The following is a 19,880-nucleotide window of genomic DNA, read 5'->3' on the forward strand; positions in this document are numbered from 1 at the left end:
TGCTTACATATCTCCCCGCGCTCCATCAAGACCTCCCATCCAAATGAAGTCTTGAATCAGATTCTCCCTCCGTTGGGAAGCCCCTTTGTCCACAGAGCCTAAGCTTCTTACGCCAGAGAGCCGGTGAAGGCTATCAATAGGAGTCGATATGAACACCGCGGTTGAGGTGCTTGAACCGATAACGCATGGCCTTCCCAGCCCGGATAATGAAAAGATTTTAAGAAATGTTAAGATAATGGAAAAAATATCAGCAATTGTCCCTCTCTCAATAATTATTATCATCTTTGCATTACCTACGTTCTCATCCTTATTTCAAGGTAACTTATTATTGGTATTAATTGGTGGATTCATTATGTTCATTATTGCTGGGTTGGCAATAAAAATTGTCGATAAGATAATTCTTCGCCCTATACGCTACGTACGTTACAAGAGCGCAGCACAGATATTGCAAACACAAATGCAATCTCTTCCTGAACCCATTTCACTGTGGCGGTCGTGGTTTCTGATAGCGCCCGGAGTCTTGGCAATCACGCGAGCGGGGCATGTGGTGATCGTTGATCGTTCCACGAACTATAATCACCTCTGGCTCGCCAAGGAGCAGATCGTCAGCGTCAGTGTCGAGCGCGAGGCAACCCACATTTCCAAGACCTCGCATAGCGGTTCCTTCACTTTTGGCAACGTCTCCAGCGGAGGCTTTCTCAGCGCCTTCACGACGGGCGGACGTTCCTCCACCACGACACGGACTGTCGAAACGGCGTTTCTGGAGATTCGCTACCAGTTTGAGCGGAACGGGGCTGTTTACACCTCCGTGGTGCCATTCGGCGAGGATCGTCGCGGTGCAGACGAACTGCGTGCCGCGATCATGCATCTTCAGCCGGCAGCCTGATGGAGGACCGTCAAGGAGCGCGAAATTGAAGTGATCAGATATCTTGAACACTTCCGCCGCGCTCTGATGCTGCCTGCGTAGACCGAAGCAAGGCAGCAAGCTGGCAAATATATGGAGAAATAATCATAGTCCAATATGAGGATTTAAATTTATATTGCAGCACACGCTCAATATCAGAGATAAGAATTTTAACGGTAAAGAAATCATTTCCAGCCACCCAATCCGGCAAATTGTGAGTAAGATCGGCAAGACATGACACAATATTATTTGCGTCTGGACCGCACTTGCCTATCGAAACAATTTTGATCCATACTAATATTTGGTGAAGTGCAGACAATATTATAAAATATTCTTTTTTATTGATTTGATTATTGCTCACTTTAGTCCCTCCCACGCCCGAGTGTAGTCGGTAGACAGGAAATCTTCCGCGATGAACGGCACCCAGTCTTCAGCAGCGAACATGGGCACCGTGGCACCAGCGCGGCAGGCGCGCTGGTGCCATTGCCTGCGGACCGATGCAGACTCCTGTTCCATCATGCGCAACGCGAAGGCTACCTTCGGGCTGGTCGCCTTCACCGTGACGGGCGGCGTGACGGACGCATCGGCAGGAGGGGGGGGGCGGTCAGCGCCTCCAGCCGCTGGCGCACCTGCCACGCTGCCAGACCGGCCCCTCTCAGCCGCTCGGCCTCGGCATGGACGGCATCGATTCCGGCGCGGCGGATGGCCTCCAGCGTGTCCCGGCGGGCATTGTCGAGACGCCAGGGGGTGGAACTGGCCTGCTGTATCCGCCGGGCCAGCCGTTCGGCCTCCAGGTCCGCGGGTTCCGTTGACACCCCCACCCGTCCGGTCGGTAGAGGTTCTTTCCCTTGTTTGGCGGCACTCGGTGCCGGTACAGCCAGCACCGGGTGCCATTCATCGTCCGCCGACAGGGCTTCCGGTGCAATACCCCTGTTGTCGGAACCGGCACCCGGTGCCGCTTTCAGGCGCAGGCTATAAAGGGATGTCTGCGCCCGGCGCCGCGTCACGATCAGCAGACCGGCCCGGATCAGCGCGGCAATCGCCTTGCGCACCGACCGTTCGCAGAAGCCGGCGAGACGGGTGATGCTGTCCAGGCTGGGACACGTCAGGCCGGTCTGGGAATTGTGGAACCGCGCCAGCACCGCCGCCACGGCAACAGCCATGCCGCCCAACCCAGCGTCCTGCACCTGCTCCAGCCACCGCAGCCTATTGACAGGGGAAAGTCCTGCTGTAGGGTGGTTGCCGGCCAAACAAAGCTCGGTCTGGGGATTTCGCTCTGAAACGCAAGTAACACACATGTCGTGCCAAGCCCTTGAAAGGCGTGCGTTCTTTCGCTTGTGTCTACTGGGTTAAGCCCTTGATTGAGTTGGAAGTTGTATGCAATGGCATTGTAGAGGTCATGAGTTCGATCCTCATTGGCTCCACCAAATAAAAAGGCCGGCAATCCTAACGGATTGCCGGCCTTTTTCTTCTTCGCGCCTCTCCCCCACCCTGCTTGTTTCCCTTACCCACGCCCTATAATCCGAAGGCCATTTTCATCCCACCAACAACCGATGGAAGACGGCAGGGATTGACAGGAAGTCGCCGGCCTTGATCTTATCATTGATAAGATTGACCGCCGCAGAGATACCATGCCAAACCGCTCCCCCGCCAACCCCACGCTTTTGCTTGCCGCCTTGGCGGGTTTGGGCGAATTCGCCGCGACGGCCTATCTGCCGGCCATCCCCAGCATGGCCGCCACGTTCGAAACCGGGCCGGGGGCGGTGCAGGCGACGGTCTCCGCCGGGCTGTTGACCTTCGCCGCCGCCAACCTCGTGCTCGGGCCGTTGTCCGACAGGGTTGGGCGGCGGGCCGTTCTGCTGCCCGCCTTGGCCGTCTACCTCATCGGCTGTGCGCTTGCCGTGGCGGCACCGGCGGTTGCCTGGCTTTATCCGGCACGGGTGCTCACCGCGGCGGGGGCCTGCGCCGGGCTGGCCGTAGGGCGTGCAGTGGCACGTGATCTTTATGACGGCGCGGATCTGACGCGGCGGCTGACCGCCGTCACGCTTGCCTTTTCGGTTGCCCCGGTGCTCGCTCCCCTGATCGGCGGCGCGCTGACCGAGGTTCTGGGATGGCGCAGCGTCTTCCTCGCCGCCTTCCTGTACGCCGCGGTTCTGGTCCCCTGTGTCTGGCGCTTTCCCGAAACACTGAAAGTCCGGCAGACGCAGCAGTCCCTTCTCGCCTCGGTTTCGGACTATCCGGCCATGGCGCTTCGGCGCGAGAGTGCGCCCGCCCTGTTCGCCAGCGCCCTGCTGGTCGCCGCCCTCTTCTGCTTCCTGGTCGGCGCCCCGGTCATTTTCCTGACCAGCCTCGGACTATCGCCGGCGGTCTATGGATGCTTTCCGCTCATCGCCATGAGCGGTTTCGTGCTCGGCGCCCTGCTGTCCGCACGTCTCGCCGGGCGGTTGCCGGGGTGGAGGGCGGTTCGGGCCGGAACAGCCATTGCCTTTTCCGGCACGCTCGTCATGCTGGCCGTGCCGGTTTCCCCCGTCGGGATGCTCGGTGCCATGGCCCTGTTCAACACGGGGCTGGGTTTGGCCCTGCCCGCTGCCGGGGCTGATGTCCTGCGGGCCTTTCCAGGACGCGCCGGCCAAGCCTCGGCCCTGCTCGGGTTCATCCAGATCGCCGGAGGAGCGCTGGGGGCCGGCATGGCGTCCTCCGGGGCCGGTGCCCCCGAACGCATGGTGCCCGTGACCATGGCCGTTCTGGCGGGGCTTGCGTGCGTCACCGCCACCGTTCCTGGCCCCGTGAAAGCCAGGGAGACCGCCCCCTGACCTCCACCTGCCAAAGGGCCGAGGGCGCACGCGTTGAGGGGCGTTTACGCGGTGCCGCCACCCCCCTATATACTCCCGCGGCGGACGGGGGGAGCGCGCGTGGCGAAGGGAAAGACCAAATACCACCACGGCGACCTGCGCCGGATGCTGGTCGAGGCCGGCGTGGCCTTTCTGAAGGACAATGACGCCGCCGGGCTGAGCGTGCGCACGCTCGCCAAATCCCTGGGCGTATCCGAAGCCGCCCCCTATCACCACTTCGCCGACCGGCAGGCGTTCGAGCACGCGGTCATCGGCGAAGGGTACGCGGTGCTTCGCGCCCGCTGCGAGGCGGCCGCCCGCTCCGGCGGTGGTCTTGCCGGCCTTTTCGCCGCCTATGTCGGCTTTGCCGCCGACCACCCCAACCTGTTCCGTTTCATGCACCGCTCGGGTGCCGCGCGCGACCCGGCCCATACCGATCTCTATGCCCAATCGACGGCCGCGTTCGATCCCCTGCTGGCCGAGGTCCGCCGCCGGGCCGCGGATGCCGGCATCACCCAGGGCGACCGCATAGGTTTTCTCGCCCTCATGGTCTGGACGCAGGTCCACGGGCTGGCCGACATCGTTCTCACCGACTTCCTGCGGCTGGGGGACGAGCGGGATGCCTTCTGCCGGCGCGCCTATGCCTACATCGAAACCAGCCTCGGCGCGGCTTTGCACGACGCCGGCGCCCCGGCACCGCGTCCGGGACGGGAGTGAGCGCCGGGAGTCCGTCCCGCAAAACCGGCGCCTGCCATGGATAGCCGGCGCGCCGGCTGGCCGCCCTGCTTCCCCGTCATTTCGCATCTGCGGAAAAATGCCGCACCCGCCGGTTGCCATGGGCGGGTTCCGGCAAATATCCTCCCCCGTCGCGTGGCACGAAGAGGGACAGGACATGATACCGGATCGGCACGGCAATGACCCTGTGGCGGTGGCGCGCTCCGCCCATCCGGGGCTGGTGCTGCTGGCCCTGGCCATGGGCGGATTCGCCATCGGCACCACCGAATTCGCCACCATGAGCCTGCTGCCCTATTTCGCCGCCGGTCTGGGCATCGACGAACCCACGGCGGGCCACGTCATCAGCGCCTATGCCCTGGGCGTGGTGGTGGGGGCGCCGGTCATCGCGGTGCTGGGGGCGGCGGTGGCGCGGCGCACGCTGCTGATCGGGCTGATGGCGGTGTTCGCCGCCGCCAACGTGCTGAGCGCGCTGGCCCCCACCTATGGCTGGATGCTGGTCTTCCGGTTCCTGAGCGGGCTGCCCCACGGGGCTTATTTCGGGGTGGCGGCGCTGATGGCCGCGTCGCTGGTGCCGCCGCACCGGCGGGCGCAGGCGGTGGCGCGCACCATGCTGGGGCTGACCGTCGCCACCATCCTGGGCGTGCCGCTGGCCAACGGCATCGGCCAGATGCTGGGGTGGCGCTGGGGATTCGGGGTGGTGGGGCTGCTGGCGCTGCTGACGGTGGCGCTGGTGTGGGCCTATGCCCCCACGCAGGCACCCCAGGCGGGGGCCAGCCCCTTGCGCGAGCTGGGGGCGCTGAAACGGCGGCAGGTGTGGCTGACGCTGGGCATCGGCGCCATCGGGTTCGGCGGGATCTTCGCGGTCTATACCTATGTCGCCTCGACCCTGATGGCGGTGACGCAGGTGCCGCCCCATGCGGTGCCCATCGTGCTGAGCGTGTTCGGCTGCGGCATGACCGCCGGCACGCTGGCCGTGGCGTGGGCCGCCGACCGGGCGCTGATGCCGACGGTGGGCGGCGTCCTGCTGTGGAGTGCCGCATCGCTGGCGCTGTACCCCTTTGCCGCCGGCAACATCTGGGCGGTGTCGCTGGTGGTGTTTTTGATCGGCGGCGGCGGCGGGCTGGGGGCAGCACTCCAGACCCGCCTGATGGATGTGGCCGACGACGCCCAGACCCTGGCCGCGGCGCTGAACCACAGCGCGTTCAACGCCGCCAACGCGCTGGGGCCGTGGCTGGGCGGCATGGCGATTGCCGCGGGCTGGGGCTGGACCTCCACCGGGTGGGTGGGCTGCGCGCTGGCGCTGGGCGGCTTTGCCGTGTGGGCGGTGGCGGTGATCGACGAGCGCCTGACCGCCGCACGGGACGCCGCACGGGACGCTGTGGTCACCGAGGCCGCCTGAGACTCCCCGTCAGCACACACCGCCACCGGGGGTGAGGAGGACGTCCCGCTCCTCCCGCATCGGGGCCAGCCGGCGGCGGGTGGCTGCCAGCACGTCGGGCGAGGCGGTGCCGGGGGTGCCGGCGTCGAACGGCGGGGCCGGGGCGTATTCCATCATCAGCTGAATGCCCTCGGCCACCGGCTGTCCCCACAGCTCCGCCACCACGCTCAGGCCGAAGTCGATGCCCGAGGTGACACCCCCGGCGGTGATGAGCGCCCCGTCGCGCACCACCCGCGCCCGAACCGGCTCCGCCCCGAACCGCGGCAGGAAATCCAGGGCGTTCCAGTGGCTGGCCGCCCGCTTGCCGCGCAGCAGCCCCGCCGCCCCCAGCACCAGCGACCCGGTGCACACCGAGGTGATGAAGCGCGCCCCCGCCGCCTGCCGCCGGATGAAATCCAGCGTCTCACCATCGGTCAGCAGCGCGTTGACCCCGGCCCCGCCCGGCACGCACAGCACGTCGAAGGACGGGGCCTCGGCAAAGTTGGTGTCGGGGGCGAGCCACAGCCCGGTGGCCGAGCGCACCGGCGCCCGGTCCTTCCACACCAGATGGACCCGCGCATCGGGGGCGCTGGCGAACACCTCGTACGGGCCGGTCAGGTCCAGTTGCTGGACGCCGGGGAAACACAGGATTCCGAAAGTCACCGTCATGGCCGCCTCCTCGTGTCTTGACCCCATGGGCGTAGCATGGGGACACTGGCGGTTGCGGCCATTCACCCCTCGGATCATGCCAAACAGCCCCGCCCCGCGCCGGATCGACATCCTGGCCTATGCCAATGCCCAGTTGCTGGACGTGACCGGGCCGGCGCAGGTGTTCGCCACCGCCAACGACCTGCGCCCCCGCGGCAGCCCGCCCCCGTACGAGATCGCCATCGTCGCAGACGAAGGGGCGGGGACAGGGGCGGGGGCGGTGGTCACCTCGTCCCGCGTGACGCTGCACGCCGCCCCGCTGCCCGACGCCGATGCGCCGCTGCACACGCTGGTGGTGGCGGGGGGATGGGGCATCCGCGACGCCTGCACCCGCCCGGCCCTGGTGGAGTGGGTGCGGCGCCGCGCGGGCGTGGCGGCGCGCACGGCGTCGGTGTGCAGCGGTGCATTCCTGCTGGCCGAAGCGGGGTTGCTGGACGGGCGGCGGGCGGTCACCCATTGGCAGCGCACCGCCGAATTCACCGCCCGTTACCCGGCGGTGCGGCTGGACCCCGACCCGATCTTCATCCGCGACGGCACGGTGTGGACGTCGGCGGGGATCACCGCGGGCATCGATCTGGCCCTGGCGCTGGTGGAGGAGGATCTGGGCCGCGCCCACGCGCTGGCGGTGGCGCGGCACCTGGTGGTATTCCTCAAGCGCCCCGGCGGTCAGGCACAGTTCAGCACCGCGCTGGCGCTTCAAACCGCCGACGAACGGTTCGAGCGGCTGCACGCCTGGATCACCGAGAACATCGGCCGCGATCTGTCGCTGGCGGTTCTGGCGGAACAGGCGGGGATGAGCCTGCGCAGCTTCTCCCGCCGTTACCGGGCTGCCACCGGCCACACCCCGGCCCGCGCGGTGGAGACCCTCCGGGTGGAAGCCGCCCGCCGCCTGATCGAAGATGGCGTACCGATCACCCGCGCGTGGCACCGCTGCGGCTTCGGGTCGGAGGAAACCATGCGCCGCACCTTTGTGCGCACCCTGGGCGTCAGCCCACAGGCCTACCGGGAGAGGTTCTCGCGGTAGGCCTGTGGGTTATGAGCCTTACAGCCGCGTCTCGATGGCATCCCACAGCGTGGATTCGAGCGCGCTGCCGTTCAGGCGGTTGATTTCCTGGATGCCGGTGGGGGACGTGACGTTGATCTCGGTCATATAGTCGCCGATCACGTCGATGCCGACGAACACCAGACCCTGTTCGCGCAGCACCGGGCCGATGGCGGCGCAGATGTCCTGTTCCCGCGGCGTCAGATCGGTTTTCTTGGCGCTGCCGCCGGCGTGGAAGTTGGCGCGGGCCTCGCCGTCCTGGGGCATGCGGCTGACGGCTCCGGCGGGTTCGCCGTCGATCAGGATGATGCGCTTGTCGCCCTGGCGGATCTCCGGCAGGTAACGCTGCACGATCACCGGCTCGCGGTAGAGCTGGGTGAAGGTCTCCAAGAGCGAGCCGAGGTTCTCGTCGTCGGGCTTCAGGTGGAAGACGCCGGCACCGCCGTTGCCGAACAGCGGCTTGACGATGATGTCCTTATGCTCCGCCCGGAACTCCAGAACCGCCTGCTTGTCGCTGGTGATGAGGGTCGGCGGCATCAGGTCGGGGAAGTGGGTGACGAACAGCTTTTCCGGTGCGTTGCGCACGTTCTTGGGGTCGTTCAGCACCAGCACCTTGGGCTGCACATGCTCCAGCATGTGGGTGGCGGTGATGTAGGCCATGTCGAACGGCGGGTCTTGCCGCATCAGGATCACGTCCACCGTGGACAGGTCGATCACTGCCGGCTCGCCCATGCGGTAATGAGCGCCCTTCTTGCGCTCCACCGCCATCTCGCGCACGCGGGCGTAGAGAACGTTGCCCTTCAACGACAGGTCGCGGGGGTGGTAGTGCAGCAGGCGGTAGCCGCGGCGCTGCGCCTCCAGCGCCATCATGAAGCTGGAATCGGTGTCGATGTTGATGGACTCGATGGGGTCCATCTGGAACGCGACGGTCAGGGTCATGGGGCGGAACTCTCCATGCAGGCGGAAAAGGGAATGACCGGCAAAGATCATATCAATGAGGGCGGGGGCGAAGCTGCTGAATCATCAGCGCCGCCTGGTGCTTCTGCGGGGCGTTGTCGGACAGGGCGATGAAACGCTCCAGCGCCACGATGGCCTCGGCATTGTGGCCGGCGTGGGCTTCCAGCAGGCCGGTTTCGCGCCACAGCCCCGGCTCGGTGGGGGCGAACAGCACCATGCCGGCCAGAATCTCCAGCGCCCGCGGCACGTCGCCCGACGACAGATGGCGCAGTTTCAGATTGTTCTGCAGCCGCAGCAGCACGTCGCGCGGGCTGACCGCGGCGTAATGGCTGGGGCGCAGTTCCGCCCCCGCCCCGCCCGACGCCTTCAGCAACTCGCGCAGGTCGGCAGCGGTGCGGGGCGCGCCGCCGTTGAACGGGTCGATGATCGCCCGCTCGCCCCCATGGTCCAGCCGCACCAGGAAATGGCCGGGGAAGTTCAGCCCAGCCGCGTCCCACCCCATGGCCCGGGCGGCGTGCAGGTACAGGATGCCCAGCGCCACCGGCAGCCCCCGCCGTCGGTCGATCACCCGCAGCAGGTTGGCGTTTTGCAGGTCGTCGTAGGTGTCGTGGTCGCCGGCATAGCCGTGGCGCCCGGTCAGCACCGCCCGCAAGGTCGCGATGCGGGCGGTCAGCCCGTCGGTGCCGGTGTCGATGGCGGCGGCGTGGCGGTCGGCCATGTCGCGCGCCAGCATGGCCAGATGCGCACGGTACGCCGGCAGGTCGGCCCCCGGCTGGTCCAGCAGCCCCAGCGCCAGCGCCGTGCCGGCCATGTCCAGCGCCTCGTCGGGCTGGGTGCCGGCGCGGGTCAGGATCTCCAGGGCTTCGGCGCGGGTGCTCACGGACGGGTGCCCCCTTTAAGGTGTCAGACCGGCGGGACGGGTCGAAAACCCGTACCGCCGGAGGGCCGCGACGGCGGCCCCGCGGACACGTGCCCGCGATAGCCAAGTGGGCGGATGCCCACGCCGGCGATTGAGGCAAAGGTATTTGATGGTTCACCATCAAATACCATAAGACTAGCTCTGCGCCCGCCACGCATCCAGGATGTGGCGCGGCACTGCCCAAGGGGTAACCAGCATCACGTCGAAGCGCAAGGTCAAGCCGGCGTACTGCGGGTGCGCGGCGATGTAGGCGTGGGCGGCGCGGGCCAGCCGCCCGCGCTGGCGCGCCGTCACCGCCTCGCTGGCCGCGGCCCAGTCGGCGCGGGCCTTCACCTCCACCACCGCCAGGGTGCGGCCGCGCCGCGCCACGATGTCGATCTCCCCCAAGGGCGTGCGCAGGCGGGACGCCAGGATGCGATACCCCTTCACCCGCAACAGCGCGCGGCACAGCGCCTCGGCCAGCCGCCCGAACTGTTCGCTTTTCTGCCGGCGCGGGTCGGCGGGGGCGGGATCGGGCGGCAGGGGGCCGGGGGCGATGGGGCCAGGGGGGAGAGGGAAGGTCATGCCCCCTCCCCCCCTTCGCGCGACAGTTCCAGGGCGCGGGCATAGACCTCGCGCTTGGGCATCCCGGTCAGGGCGGTGACGGCGGCGGTGGCGTCGCGCACCGACAGCCGGGACAGCGCGTCACGCAGTGCCGTGTCCAGATCCACCCCCTCGGCCCCGTCGTCCGACGGCCCGCCCACCACGATGACGATCTCGCCGCGGGGCGGCCCCGCCTGTTCGTAATGGGCGGCCAGCGCGTCCAGGGGGCCGCGGCGCACCTCTTCGTACAGCTTGGTCAGCTCGCGGGCCACCGCCGCCGGGCGCGGCCCCAGCACCGCCGCCAGATCGGCCAGCGACGCCGCCAGCCGCTGGGCCGAATCGAAGAAGATCAGGGTGGCGGGCACCGCCTTCACCTCGGCAATCGCCGTGCGGCGGGCGGCACTCTTGTTCGGCAGGAACCCGGCGAACAGGAAACGGTCGCTGGGCAGCCCGGACAGCAGCAGTGCCGACAGCGGCGCCGACGGCCCCGGCAGGGTGGTCACCGCGACTCCGGCCTCCACACACTCCCGCACCAGTTTGTAGCCGGGATCGGAGACCAGCGGCGTGCCGGCGTCGGACACCAGGGCGATGGCCTCCCCCCCCTGCATGCGGCGGATCAACTGGGGGCGCATGCGGGCGGCGTTGTGCTCGTGGTACGGCACCAGGGGCGTGGGAACGCCGTGGATGGTCATCAGCCGCCCGGTGACGCGGGTGTCCTCGCACGCCACCGCGGCGGCGCGTTTCAAGGTGTCCAACGCCCGCAATGTGATGTCGGCGGCGTTCCCGATGGGGGTCGCCACCAGATAGAGGCCGGGGGCCAGCGGCTTGCCCGGCGCGGGACTGGGAAGCTCAAGCGCGTCCGCGTCATCAGCCATGGCATCGGGGACGGCGTCGTCCGGTTTACTTGCGTCGATGGGATCGCTACCTTCTGCAAAGCCTTGGGCGGCACCCTGTGCCGGGCCGGGATGGGACACGGCGCCGGGCGCCGGGCTTTGTGGGGAGACTTTCGGTGGCACGACGGGCGACACCTTTCTCTCGTGCGCGGGGGCGGCGGTCCGCCGGCGCCTGGGCGCTGGCGGCGACGCTGCTTCTGGGTGCTTGTGGGTCGAATGTAACGGCGCGGGCGCCTGTGGTACAAGGGGCGCAACCCATACCTGCGCCGATGCAGACCGCGGTTCCGGCACAGCAGACGGTCAAGGCGGCGCTGCTGCTGCCCCTGTCCGGGTCCAGCGCCGCCATCGGACAACCCATGGTCGATGCGGCGCAGATCGCGCTGTTCGACATGGCCGCCGAGCATTTCGAGCTGATGCCCCGCGATACCAAGGGCACGCCCCAGGGCGCCGCCGACGCGGCGCGCAAGGCGATCGCCGACGGGGCCAGCATCATCCTCGGCCCGCTCTATTCCGGCGACGTGGCGGCGGTGCGCCCGGTGGCGCAGCAGGCGGGGGTTCCCGTCGTGTCCTTCACCAACGACTGGACCCAGGCGACGAGCGGCGTGTGGGTGATGGGCTTCATCCCCGCCGATCAGGTGGTGCGGGTGGCCGATTACGCCCGGTCCCGCGGCGTCACCCGCTATGGCGCGCTGGCCCCCCGCGGGCTGTACGGCGACGCGGTGGTCAACGCGCTGCAGGCCGCGGCCCAGCGCCAGGGCGCCCAGGTGGTGCAGGTGGAACGGTACGAGCCGGCGGTGGCCGACTTCACCGCGCCCGTGCAGAAGATCGCCGGCGCCAACGCCCAGGCGGTGCTGATGGCCGAGGGCGGGCAGCGCATCCGCTCCCTGGCCGCCACCGCCGCCGGCAACGGTCTCAACCCCACGCAGGTGAAGTTCCTGGGCACCGGCCTGTGGGACGATCCGGCGGTGGCGCAGGAACCGGCCCTGGCCGGCGCGTGGTTCGCCGCCCCCGATCCCAACCAGCGCGCCGATTTCGAAGCGCGGTTCCAGTCGCTGTACGGCAAGAAGCCGACGCGGCTGGCCACGCTCGCCTATGACGCCACGGCGCTGGCCGCGGTGCTGGCGCGTCCGGGCGGCGAGCGTCCCTATGACCCGGCGGTCCTGACCAACCCCACCGGCTTTGCCGGCATCGACGGGCTGTTCCGCCTGCGCACCGACGGTATCGCCGAACGGCGTCTGGCGGTGCTGGAAATCACGCCCCAGGGCGCGCGGGTGATCGACCCGGCCCCTACCAACTTCGACACGCTGGGGCAGTAAAAGCAGCGGGGCCGGTGGTGGAACACCCCGGCCCCAGCATGCCCATGGGGACTGCGACACTCTGCCGCGCCATCGGAACATAGCCCAATATGCAACCGGAAGGTGACGTGAAGCATCGGAAATTGACCGCACGGCGCAACGCCGCTATCAAACCGATGCTTGCACAGGCGGAAGACGAAACCGCTCCGCTCATCATCCCCAATGCAGCGCCGTGGCCCAAACGCATGTACGCCATCGCCTTCGATCTGGATACCGAGGTTCTTAAGACCACGCATCACAATCCATCATGGCAGAACGCGTATGACGATATTAAGCGTGTCCTGGCCTGCCATGATTTCGAACGCCAGCAAGGCAGCGTTTACTTCGGCGATGCGGATAAGGTCGATCCGGTGCGCTGTGTCCTGGCGGTTCAGGAATTGACCCGGACCTACCCCTGGTTTGCCGGTGCCGTCAGCGATATCCGCATGCTGCGCATCGAAGAAAACAACGACCTGATGCCCGCCATCGACGAAATCCGGCGGGTTCAGGTACAGCCCCCCAACGGCGGCTGAGGCGTCCGCCTCAGCGCACCTTGTCCAGCGGCGGGGCGTAGCCGCCGGTCTTGCTGGTGCGCAGACCCAGCGCCACCAGACCTTCCATCAGCTTCACCGCGGCGGTGACGCCATCGACCACCGGCACGCCGGTGTCGGCGGCCAGGGTGCGGGCCAGATCGGCCATGCCGGCGCAGCCCAGAACGATGCATTCCGCCCCGTCCTGCTCCACCGCCCGGCGGATGCCGTCGCGCACGCGGTCCACCGCGCCCGACGCCGGGTTTTCCAGCGCCAGCACCGGCACGCCCGCCGCCCGGATGGTGCAGCGCCCGGCCATGCCGTAGCGCTGGGCCAGCCGTTCCAGCGCCGGGACCGAGCGGGCCAGGGTGGTGACCACGGCGAACCGCCCGGCCAGCAGGCCGGCGGTCTGCATCGCCGCCTCGCAGATGCCGACCACCGGGCCGGTGGCCAGGCTGCGGGCGGCGTCCAGCCCCACATCGTCGAAACAGGCGATCACCGTGCCGTCGATGCCGCCGTCCCGCTCATGCCGGGCGATCTCGGCCAGCATGCCGGGCACCGCCAGCGCCTCGTCGTAATAGCCCTCGATGCTTGCGGGGCCGGTGGGCGGGTTGGCGGCGATGATGGTGGTGGCCGGGGCGGCCACCGCGCGGGCGGCGGCCCCGATCCGCGCGGTCATGGAGGACGTGCTGTTGGGATTGACGACCAGAAGACGCATGGTGTGGGAAATCCTCAGACTGTGCCGCGGCGCCGACGCAAGATCAGCAGCCCCAGCAGGAACAGGCCGATCACGGCGAACGAAAACAGCGTGGTCAGCGACCCCAGCGCGTACAGCACCGGCGTCGTGACGTTGGTGGTCATGCCGTAGATCTCCAGCGGCAGCGTGTTGAAGGAGCCGGCGGTCATCAGCGTCCGCGCGAACTCGTCATAGGACAGGGTGAAGCCGAACAGCCCCACCCCGATCAGGCTGGGCAGCAGGATCGGCAGCACCACATGGCGCACCGTCTGCCACGGCGTGGCGCCGAGGTCGCGGGCAGCCTCCTCATAGGCCGGGTTGAAGCGGTTGAAGATGGCGAACACGATCAAGAGGCCGAACGGCAACGTCCAGGTCAGGTGCGCGCCCAGCGCCGAGCTGTACCACGCCGGCTCCCACCCCAGGATGTTGAACAGCAGGCCGATGCCCAGGCTGACCAGGATCGACGGGACGATCAGGCTGGCGACCGCCAGATAGAACAGCGCCCCGCTGCCGCGGAACCGGCGGCGGAAGGCAAAGCCCGCCGACAGCGACACCACCACCGTCAGCACCATCACCATCAGCCCCAACGCGATGGACCGGCGGAACGCCCCGCCGAAATCGCCCACCGCCTGCTGTTCGAACAGGTTGCGGAACCAGTGCAGCGACACCCCGTTCATGGGGAAGGTCAAGCCCCCCTCCGGCCCCTGGAACGACAGGATCAGGATGGTGGCGGTCGGGCCGTAGAGAAACAGCACGAACAGGGCGAAGAACGCGGCCAGCAGATAGAACGACAGGGGGCGGCCCGGGGAACGCGATGCGGCCATGGCTCACAGCTCCTTGCGGATATCGACGATGCGCAGCATGGCCGCGACCATCAGCAGCACGACGGCCAGCAGCACCACCGCGTTGGCCGCCGCCGCCGGGTATTGCAGCAGCGAGATTTCGTTGGCGATCATCAGCCCGATGGACGCACTCTGCCCGCCGCTCATCAGCCGCACGGTGATGAAGTCGCCCATCACCAGCGTGACCACGAAGATGGAGCCGATGGCGATGCCCGGCTTGGTCAGCGGCAGGATGACGTTCCACAGGATCTGTGCGCCCCCGGCCCCGCCGTCGCGCGCCGCCTCGATCAGCGCGCGGTCGATGCGCATCATGGAATTGAAGACCGGCACCACCATGAACAGCGTGTAGAGGTGGACGAAGGCCAGAACCACCGAGAAGTCGGAAAACAGCAGGAATTCCAGCGGCTGGTCGATGATGCCCGCCGAGATCAGCCCGGAATTCAGCAGCCCGTTGCGCCCCAGGAACGGAATCCACGAGATCATGCGGATGATGTTGGAGGTCCAGAACGGGATGGTGCACAGCAGGAACAGCACCATCTGCCACGTGGTGGACCGCACGTGGAAGGCCAGGAAATAGGCCACGGTGAACCCGATCACGCCGGTGATGGCCCAGGTCAGGGCGGCGTACTTCAGCGTGCTGAGATACGTCTTCCACGTCACCGGCGAGGTCAGAAGCTCGGTGTAGTTGGTCAGCACGAAATCGGGGTAGATCCGCACGCTGTCATAGTCCCAGAAGCTGACCGCGGCGATGGTCAGGATCGGCACCAGCAGGAACAGCAGCAGCACCGCCGTCAGCGGTGCCGCCTGAAGGTACGGGGCCAGCCGCGGCAGCAGGGCCGGGCCGCGCCGGGCCGCCGGTCCGGCGGCGGCGGACGGCCGGGGGGAGGCGGTGGTGTCGGTCATGGATGCTCCGGGGCTGGGATACGGTCCCCCTCTCCCCGGCGGGGAGAGGGCTAAAACAGGGCCGGCGCCGGCCGTCAGGCCGCGATGAACTCGTTCCACTTGCGGACCATGTAGCGGTCCTCGTCCATCACCGCGTTCCAGCAGGCCACCCGGCCCATGCGGTCGGCGAAGGAGCCACCGTCGCGCACCGCACCGGCCTTTTCCATCAGCTTGCCTTCGGGGCTGAGGATGTCGGTCTTGGCCGGCTGCCCTTCCATCCAGAAGGCCCATTCGTCCGCCGACATGTGCTGCTTGGCGGTGTCGAGCACGGCGGAATAATAACCCTGACGGTTCAGATAGGCGCCGACCCACCCCGACAGATACCAGTTGATGTATTCGTACGCGGCCTCAAGCTCCAGCCCGCTCAGGTGCTTGGCGATGCCCAAGCCCCCGCCCCAGGCGCGGTAGCCTTCCTTCAGCGGCTGGTAGACGCAGGGAATGCCCTTGGCCCGCACCGCGGCGACGGCGGGGGACCACATGGACTGGATGATGACCTCGCCCGACGACATCAGGTTGACGCTCTCGTCGAAGGTCTTCCAGAAGGCGCGGAACTGCCCGGCCTTCTTGGCCTCGGTCATGATCGAGAGGGTCTTGTCGATCTCCTCCTTGGTCATGTTGCCCTTGTCGCCGTATGTGATCGCGCCCATGGCTTCGCAGACCATGGCGGCGTCCATGATGCCGATGGACGGGATGTTCAGCAGCGACGCCTTGCCCTTGAACGCCGGGTCCAGCAGGTCGGTCCAGCTCGTGATGGCGCGGCCCACCAGATCGGGGCGGATGCCCAGCGTGTCGGCGTTGTAGATGGTGGGGATCAGGGTCATCCACTGGGTGGGCGCCTTGGCGAACTTGACGCTGTCCTTGCCCTCGACGAAGCCCACGGTGTGGGGGGCGGTGCCCTGGGCGATGGCGCTTTCCGGGGTCAGCTTGCCGGTGACGAAGATGGGGACGATCTTGTCGAAATTCTTGATCTTGCCCACGTCCATCGGCTGCAGCGCGCCGGCGGGGAACACCTTCTTGCAGATCCAGTATTCGATGTCGGCGATGTCGTAGGATTTGGGCTGGGTCACCGCCCGCTGGGTCACCGCGTCGGAATCGAGCGCGGTCATCTGCAAGGTGAAGCCCAGATCCTCCTTCACCTTGTCGGCGACGGCGTTCAGGTTCGACACGCCGGTGCCGAACTGGCGCAGCGTGATGTTCTTGATGTTCTGCGCCCAGATGGTGGGAAAGCCGGTGATGGCGCCGGAACCGACGGCGGCGCCCGCCACCGCGGCGGTGCCCTTCAGCAGCGAGCGGCGGCTGAGGCCGGTGGCGGGTGCGGTGGTGGTGGTACGGGAATCGCTCATCTCTCAACCCTTCTGTCGGTTCGTCGGATGTTTTCTTGAGGCGTGCGCTGTGAAGAACGGGATCACGCGGCCAGGGGGTGGACGTCGCTGCGGCTCCACCCGGCACGAACGGTGTCGCCCACGGTGACCGGGGCGGCGAAATAGCCGGCTTCGTCCAGAACCACGGCGAAGTCGGGGGCGCCGGCCACGTCCAGCCCCAGATGCACGGTGGACCCGTGGTACTCCAGCGACCGCACGGTGCCTTCGACCTGGATGTCGCCGCCGCCGGCCCCCAGGCGGATGCGGTCGGCGCGCACGGCGCACGGACCCGCATCGGGAATGACACCGGCCTCGATCACGTTGTGGCCGCCGATGAAGCGGGCGACGAAGGCGGTGCGCGGGCGGTTGAACAGCTCGCGCGGCGGCCCCGCCTGTTCGATGCGCCCGCCGTTCATCACCACCGCGATGTCGGACAGGGCCATCGCCTCGGTCTGGCTGTGGGTGACGTGGATGAAGGTGATGCCGATGTCGCGGTGCAGCCGCTTCAGCTCCTCGCGCATGCGGATGCGCAGGAAGGGGTCGAGGGCCGACAGCGGCTCGTCCAGCAGCAGCACGCCCGGATGGGTAATCAGCGCGCGGGCCAGCGCCACGCGCTGCTGCTGCCCGCCCGACAGTTGCGCCGGCAACCGCCCGGCATAGGCCCCCATGTCCACCAGATCCAGCATCTCCCGCGCGCGGCGGCGGCGCTCGTCCTTGGCCACACCCTTCATCTTCAGGCTGAAGGCCACGTTGTCGGTGCAGTCCAGGTGGGGGAACAGGGCGTAGCTCTGGAACATCATCGCCGTGCCGCGCCGGGCCGGCGGTTCGCCGTTGACCACCGTGCCGCCGATCAGCAGGTCGCCGTCGGTGATGTCCTCGTGACCGGCGATCATGCGCAAGGTGGAGGTCTTGCCGCACCCGCTGGGGCCCAAGAGGCAGCAATAGGAGCCGGCGGGAACCCGCAGGTCGATCCCATCGACCGCCACCGTGGCGCCATAGGCCTTGCGCAGCTTGATCAGTTCGACGGCCGCTCCCGTGGTCATCGCCTCACTCCTGGATTATGCACAATCTGTCGGTCGCTTTGTGACCGATGCGGTGAGCGTTTGCACACGCTGTGCCAGCGGAATCCGGGGGTTTTGCCGCCCTTTTGCTGCGCGCATAATCAGACACGAGGATGTAATTTGGGCGATTTGGCGTCTTTTTGAGCACAAAACATCACTGCTCGATAAATATGCAGATCCGACCGCCCCTCCGGCGATTTTGGTTTCCCGCCGACGGGGAATTGTGCACAATTATCACCGCCATATTCCCCACCGTCCGCCCACCGCCATGACCGCCAGCCTTCCGCCCAAAGCCCCCCGCCGCTCTTCCGGCGGGCGCAGCAGCGCCGAAACCCGCATCGTCCGCAGCATCGGCGAGGCCATCGCCGACCGCCGCCTGCCCCCCGGCACCAAGCTGACGGAAGAGAGCCTGGCCGCCGCCTTCGGCGTCAGCCGCGAACGGGTGCGCAAGGTGCTGCTGCTGCTGTCGCAGCGGCGGGTGGTGACGCTGATTCCCAACCGCGGCGCCTTCGTCACCAAACCCACCGCACGCGAGGCGCGCGAGGTGTTCGAGGCCCGCCGGGTGATCGAGCGCGCCGTCATGGACCGGCTGGCCGCCCTGCCCCGCCCCCTGCCCGCGGACATGCTGAAGCGCCTGCACGACCACGGCGCGCTGGAGGACGCGGCGGAGCGGGCGGGCGACCGCAAGGCGATGATCCGCCTGTCGGGTCAATTCCATCTGCTGCTGGCGGAATTTGCGGGCAACGGCACCCTGACCGGCATCCTGGCCGATCTGATCGACCGCTCCAGCCTGGCCATCGCCGCGTTCGAGCGGCACACCGCCCACACCTGTTCGGGCGAAGATCACCGCCGGCTGATCGCCGCCCTGGCCGGCACCGCACCGGGGGCCGCCACGGCGCTGATGATCGGACATCTGGACGCGGTGGAGGCGCAACTGGACCTGGACCCGCAACCGGAAGCCCCGGTGGATCTGAAGGCGATCTTTGCGGACGAGGGCGCGGCGGAATAGGCCACCGCCGGCTCCGGCTTTCCCAGGAAAAAAGGCCGCGGCAAAAGCCGCGGCCCGAGTCTGGTGGAAAAGCGTATTTTGGCCTGTTTGATTATGCTGGCAGTTCGTGTTCCCGGCTGCTGATCCTGGCGGCGCCATCATCTGGTTGATGATTTTCGAAAACCAGAACAGATGACAATCGTTCTTTATTTTGTCAGGAAACAATAGAAATTGGGGTCAGAGAGCCTTACGCACTCTCCATTGCCGTCTTCGCCCGCACGACGACATGGGCATTTGAAATATCAAAGCCCTCTCCGACGGCAAGATTGCGCGACTTCTCGGTGGTCAGGTCACGAAACACGATGCGGCCCCCATCTATCGAAACATTCGCAAAATGCGCCTTGGCACCAGGCACTTCCGCAAGCCGGACGTCCGCGTCTCCGGCGCACCCAAACAGCACCGGCCGGTCGCCCAGCGAAACGGTGACCGTGCGCTCCTTCTCAAGGGACAAACCTTTGGGCCGTATGGTCACTTCGAGCCACGCCTCGCGGAAAGCCGCCTCGGCCAGAGCGATCACGACGCCAATGGCAGCGCCCGTGGTCGCCGTTCCCGCCGACAAGCTGGAGACCAGATACATGAGGCTGCATCCCGCCAGCCCTCCGACGCCGCCGGCGATTGAAGCGGTCCTGGCCTTCAGGTTAGGAACCGCTTTCGACACGGCGAACCCGACGGCAATGCCGCCAAGCGTCCATCCAAGAAAGCGCCCGGCATCCGTTGCCCCGCCCAACGCCTCTGCGAGCGGAAAGCCCAGGTTGAGGGCGATGAAGCCGCCGGTCATACCGCCCACCCCGCCAATGAGCAGGGCTTTGAGAAAGCTCTTCGGATCGAACCTCTTGCCGAGATAGCGGGCCTGCCCGAAAGCGAGCAGGGCTCCGATGGACAGCCCGTCCAGGGCCGTGCCGAAGACCCATGATTTGAAAGCGTTGTGCAAGCCGAATAAGTCGTACAGAAAGGCGCTTATCAAGCCCCCGATTGCACCAAAAACAGCAAAATACACCCTTTTGTCCGATAAAAGCCGCTTCATGGCCTCCTCCCCTT

Annotated in this window: 21 protein-coding genes; 8 read left to right on the forward strand and 13 right to left on the reverse strand. The window is 67.2% G+C overall.

What is annotated here, in order from left to right:
* Window positions 1-148: 148 nt before the first annotated feature.
* Window positions 149-886 (forward strand): hypothetical protein, encoded by a 738-nt coding sequence (locus tag M2352_RS01115; RefSeq protein ID WP_264662672.1) that lies wholly within the window; start codon window positions 149-151, stop codon window positions 884-886.
* A 34-nt stretch (window positions 887-920) separates the two neighbouring features.
* Here M2352_RS01115 and M2352_RS01120 read toward each other — a convergent pair whose 3' ends face one another.
* Both M2352_RS01120 and M2352_RS01125 read right to left on the reverse strand, forming a co-directional pair.
* Window positions 921-1,265 carry a hypothetical protein gene (locus M2352_RS01120; RefSeq protein ID WP_264662673.1) on the reverse strand — a complete coding sequence of 115 codons (345 nt, stop codon included), beginning with the start codon at window positions 1,263-1,265 and terminating at the stop codon, window positions 921-923.
* 193 nt (window positions 1,266-1,458) lie between these two features.
* Window positions 1,459-2,067 (reverse strand): helix-turn-helix domain-containing protein, encoded by a 609-nt coding sequence (locus M2352_RS01125; RefSeq protein ID WP_264662674.1) that lies wholly within the window; start codon window positions 2,065-2,067, stop codon window positions 1,459-1,461.
* Window positions 2,068-2,535: 468 nt separating this feature from the next.
* On the opposite strand from M2352_RS01125, the gene M2352_RS01130 reads away from it, so the two are divergent.
* The 3 genes from M2352_RS01130 (at window position 2,536) to M2352_RS01140 (ending at window position 5,869) form a co-directional block, all read left to right on the forward strand.
* On the forward strand, window positions 2,536-3,717 hold the full coding sequence (locus tag M2352_RS01130) for an MFS transporter (RefSeq protein WP_264662675.1): 1,182 nt from the start codon (window positions 2,536-2,538) through the stop codon (window positions 3,715-3,717).
* Between the two features lie 99 nt (window positions 3,718-3,816).
* Window positions 3,817-4,452, forward strand: a complete 636-nt coding sequence (locus tag M2352_RS01135) for a TetR/AcrR family transcriptional regulator (RefSeq protein WP_264662676.1) — start codon at window positions 3,817-3,819, stop codon at window positions 4,450-4,452.
* Between the two features lie 175 nt (window positions 4,453-4,627).
* Entirely contained in the window at window positions 4,628-5,869 is a 1,242-nt protein-coding gene (locus M2352_RS01140; protein ID WP_264662677.1) for an MFS transporter, read from the forward strand.
* Between the two features lie 9 nt (window positions 5,870-5,878).
* Here M2352_RS01140 and M2352_RS01145 read toward each other — a convergent pair whose 3' ends face one another.
* On the reverse strand, window positions 5,879-6,556 hold the full coding sequence (locus M2352_RS01145) for a DJ-1/PfpI family protein (protein ID WP_264662678.1): 678 nt from the start codon (window positions 6,554-6,556) through the stop codon (window positions 5,879-5,881).
* A 76-nt stretch (window positions 6,557-6,632) separates the two neighbouring features.
* Here M2352_RS01145 and M2352_RS01150 point away from each other — a divergent pair, with 76 nt between their 5' ends.
* Window positions 6,633-7,619 (forward strand): GlxA family transcriptional regulator, encoded by a 987-nt coding sequence (locus M2352_RS01150; RefSeq protein WP_264662679.1) that lies wholly within the window; start codon window positions 6,633-6,635, stop codon window positions 7,617-7,619.
* 18 nt (window positions 7,620-7,637) lie between these two features.
* Here the strand turns inward: M2352_RS01150 and gshB are convergent, their stop codons facing one another.
* The 4 genes from gshB to rsmI form a co-directional block, all read right to left on the reverse strand.
* Entirely contained in the window at window positions 7,638-8,576 is a 939-nt protein-coding gene (gene gshB, locus M2352_RS01155) for a glutathione synthase (RefSeq protein ID WP_264662680.1), read from the reverse strand.
* 52 nt (window positions 8,577-8,628) lie between these two features.
* Complete coding sequence (locus M2352_RS01160; protein ID WP_264662681.1) at window positions 8,629-9,474, reverse strand: SirB1 family protein; 846 nt, start codon at window positions 9,472-9,474, stop codon at window positions 8,629-8,631.
* Window positions 9,475-9,648: 174 nt separating this feature from the next.
* The gene (locus tag M2352_RS01165; protein ID WP_264662682.1) at window positions 9,649-10,077 is read right to left on the reverse strand and encodes a YraN family protein; all 429 of its coding nucleotides are present in this window, start codon (window positions 10,075-10,077) and stop codon (window positions 9,649-9,651) included.
* A complete protein-coding gene (gene rsmI, locus M2352_RS01170; protein ID WP_264662683.1) occupies window positions 10,074-10,970 on the reverse strand; it encodes a 16S rRNA (cytidine(1402)-2'-O)-methyltransferase in 897 nt (298 codons plus the stop codon). Before rsmI ends, M2352_RS01165 begins: the two co-directional genes overlap by 4 nt.
* Before the next feature lie 134 nt (window positions 10,971-11,104).
* On the opposite strand from rsmI, the gene M2352_RS01175 reads away from it, so the two are divergent.
* Together M2352_RS01175 and M2352_RS01180 are read left to right on the forward strand one after the other, a co-directional pair.
* Window positions 11,105-12,304, forward strand: a complete 1,200-nt coding sequence (locus tag M2352_RS01175) for a penicillin-binding protein activator (protein ID WP_406567220.1) — start codon at window positions 11,105-11,107, stop codon at window positions 12,302-12,304.
* Between the two features lie 89 nt (window positions 12,305-12,393).
* Entirely contained in the window at window positions 12,394-12,855 is a 462-nt protein-coding gene (locus tag M2352_RS01180) for a hypothetical protein (protein WP_264662685.1), read from the forward strand.
* Window positions 12,856-12,865: 10 nt separating this feature from the next.
* Here M2352_RS01180 and M2352_RS01185 read toward each other — a convergent pair whose 3' ends face one another.
* From M2352_RS01185 to M2352_RS01205, 5 genes are all read right to left on the reverse strand, one after another.
* Window positions 12,866-13,570: an aspartate/glutamate racemase family protein gene (locus M2352_RS01185; RefSeq protein WP_264662686.1), complete on the reverse strand. Its 705-nt coding sequence runs from the start codon at window positions 13,568-13,570 to the stop codon at window positions 12,866-12,868.
* A 14-nt stretch (window positions 13,571-13,584) separates the two neighbouring features.
* Complete coding sequence (locus M2352_RS01190) at window positions 13,585-14,412, reverse strand: ABC transporter permease (protein ID WP_264662687.1); 828 nt, start codon at window positions 14,410-14,412, stop codon at window positions 13,585-13,587.
* A 3-nt stretch (window positions 14,413-14,415) separates the two neighbouring features.
* Entirely contained in the window at window positions 14,416-15,333 is a 918-nt protein-coding gene (locus tag M2352_RS01195) for an ABC transporter permease (RefSeq protein ID WP_264662688.1), read from the reverse strand.
* A gap of 74 nt (window positions 15,334-15,407) precedes the next feature.
* The gene (locus M2352_RS01200) at window positions 15,408-16,715 is read right to left on the reverse strand and encodes an ABC transporter substrate-binding protein (RefSeq protein WP_264662689.1); all 1,308 of its coding nucleotides are present in this window, start codon (window positions 16,713-16,715) and stop codon (window positions 15,408-15,410) included.
* A 62-nt stretch (window positions 16,716-16,777) separates the two neighbouring features.
* A complete protein-coding gene (locus tag M2352_RS01205) occupies window positions 16,778-17,776 on the reverse strand; it encodes an ABC transporter ATP-binding protein (RefSeq protein ID WP_264662690.1) in 999 nt (332 codons plus the stop codon).
* Between the two features lie 286 nt (window positions 17,777-18,062).
* Here M2352_RS01205 and M2352_RS01210 point away from each other — a divergent pair, with 286 nt between their 5' ends.
* Window positions 18,063-18,803: a GntR family transcriptional regulator gene (locus M2352_RS01210; protein WP_264662691.1), complete on the forward strand. Its 741-nt coding sequence runs from the start codon at window positions 18,063-18,065 to the stop codon at window positions 18,801-18,803.
* 226 nt (window positions 18,804-19,029) lie between these two features.
* Here the strand turns inward: M2352_RS01210 and M2352_RS01215 are convergent, their stop codons facing one another.
* Complete coding sequence (locus M2352_RS01215) at window positions 19,030-19,866, reverse strand: hypothetical protein (RefSeq protein WP_264662692.1); 837 nt, start codon at window positions 19,864-19,866, stop codon at window positions 19,030-19,032.
* Between the last annotated feature and the right edge of the window lie 14 nt (window positions 19,867-19,880).

The sequence above is a fragment of the Azospirillum fermentarium genome (genome assembly GCF_025961205.1).
Classification (GTDB): domain Bacteria; phylum Pseudomonadota; class Alphaproteobacteria; order Azospirillales; family Azospirillaceae; genus Azospirillum; species Azospirillum fermentarium.

What these genes read in the sequence shown, in the direction of transcription:
- M2352_RS01115 (WP_264662672.1), top strand. Translation starts at nt 149, where the DNA reads ATGAACACCGCGGTTGAGGTGCTTGAACCGATAACGCATGGCCTTCCC.
- M2352_RS01125 (WP_264662674.1), bottom strand. Translation starts at nt 2,067, where the DNA reads ATGGCTGTTGCCGTGGCGGCGGTGCTGGCGCGGTTCCACAATTCCCAG.
- M2352_RS01130 (WP_264662675.1), top strand. Translation starts at nt 2,536, where the DNA reads ATGCCAAACCGCTCCCCCGCCAACCCCACGCTTTTGCTTGCCGCCTTG.
- M2352_RS01140 (WP_264662677.1), top strand. Translation starts at nt 4,628, where the DNA reads ATGATACCGGATCGGCACGGCAATGACCCTGTGGCGGTGGCGCGCTCC.
- M2352_RS01145 (WP_264662678.1), bottom strand. Translation starts at nt 6,556, where the DNA reads ATGACGGTGACTTTCGGAATCCTGTGTTTCCCCGGCGTCCAGCAACTG.
- M2352_RS01150 (WP_264662679.1), top strand. Translation starts at nt 6,633, where the DNA reads ATGCCAAACAGCCCCGCCCCGCGCCGGATCGACATCCTGGCCTATGCC.
- gshB (WP_264662680.1), bottom strand. Translation starts at nt 8,576, where the DNA reads ATGACCCTGACCGTCGCGTTCCAGATGGACCCCATCGAGTCCATCAAC.
- M2352_RS01165 (WP_264662682.1), bottom strand. Translation starts at nt 10,077, where the DNA reads ATGACCTTCCCTCTCCCCCCTGGCCCCATCGCCCCCGGCCCCCTGCCG.
- rsmI (WP_264662683.1), bottom strand. Translation starts at nt 10,970, where the DNA reads ATGGCTGATGACGCGGACGCGCTTGAGCTTCCCAGTCCCGCGCCGGGC.
- M2352_RS01180 (WP_264662685.1), top strand. Translation starts at nt 12,394, where the DNA reads ATGCAACCGGAAGGTGACGTGAAGCATCGGAAATTGACCGCACGGCGC.
- M2352_RS01185 (WP_264662686.1), bottom strand. Translation starts at nt 13,570, where the DNA reads ATGCGTCTTCTGGTCGTCAATCCCAACAGCACGTCCTCCATGACCGCG.
- M2352_RS01190 (WP_264662687.1), bottom strand. Translation starts at nt 14,412, where the DNA reads ATGGCCGCATCGCGTTCCCCGGGCCGCCCCCTGTCGTTCTATCTGCTG.
- M2352_RS01195 (WP_264662688.1), bottom strand. Translation starts at nt 15,333, where the DNA reads ATGACCGACACCACCGCCTCCCCCCGGCCGTCCGCCGCCGCCGGACCG.
- M2352_RS01200 (WP_264662689.1), bottom strand. Translation starts at nt 16,715, where the DNA reads ATGAGCGATTCCCGTACCACCACCACCGCACCCGCCACCGGCCTCAGC.
- M2352_RS01205 (WP_264662690.1), bottom strand. Translation starts at nt 17,776, where the DNA reads ATGACCACGGGAGCGGCCGTCGAACTGATCAAGCTGCGCAAGGCCTAT.
- M2352_RS01210 (WP_264662691.1), top strand. Translation starts at nt 18,063, where the DNA reads ATGACCGCCAGCCTTCCGCCCAAAGCCCCCCGCCGCTCTTCCGGCGGG.
- M2352_RS01215 (WP_264662692.1), bottom strand. Translation starts at nt 19,866, where the DNA reads ATGAAGCGGCTTTTATCGGACAAAAGGGTGTATTTTGCTGTTTTTGGT.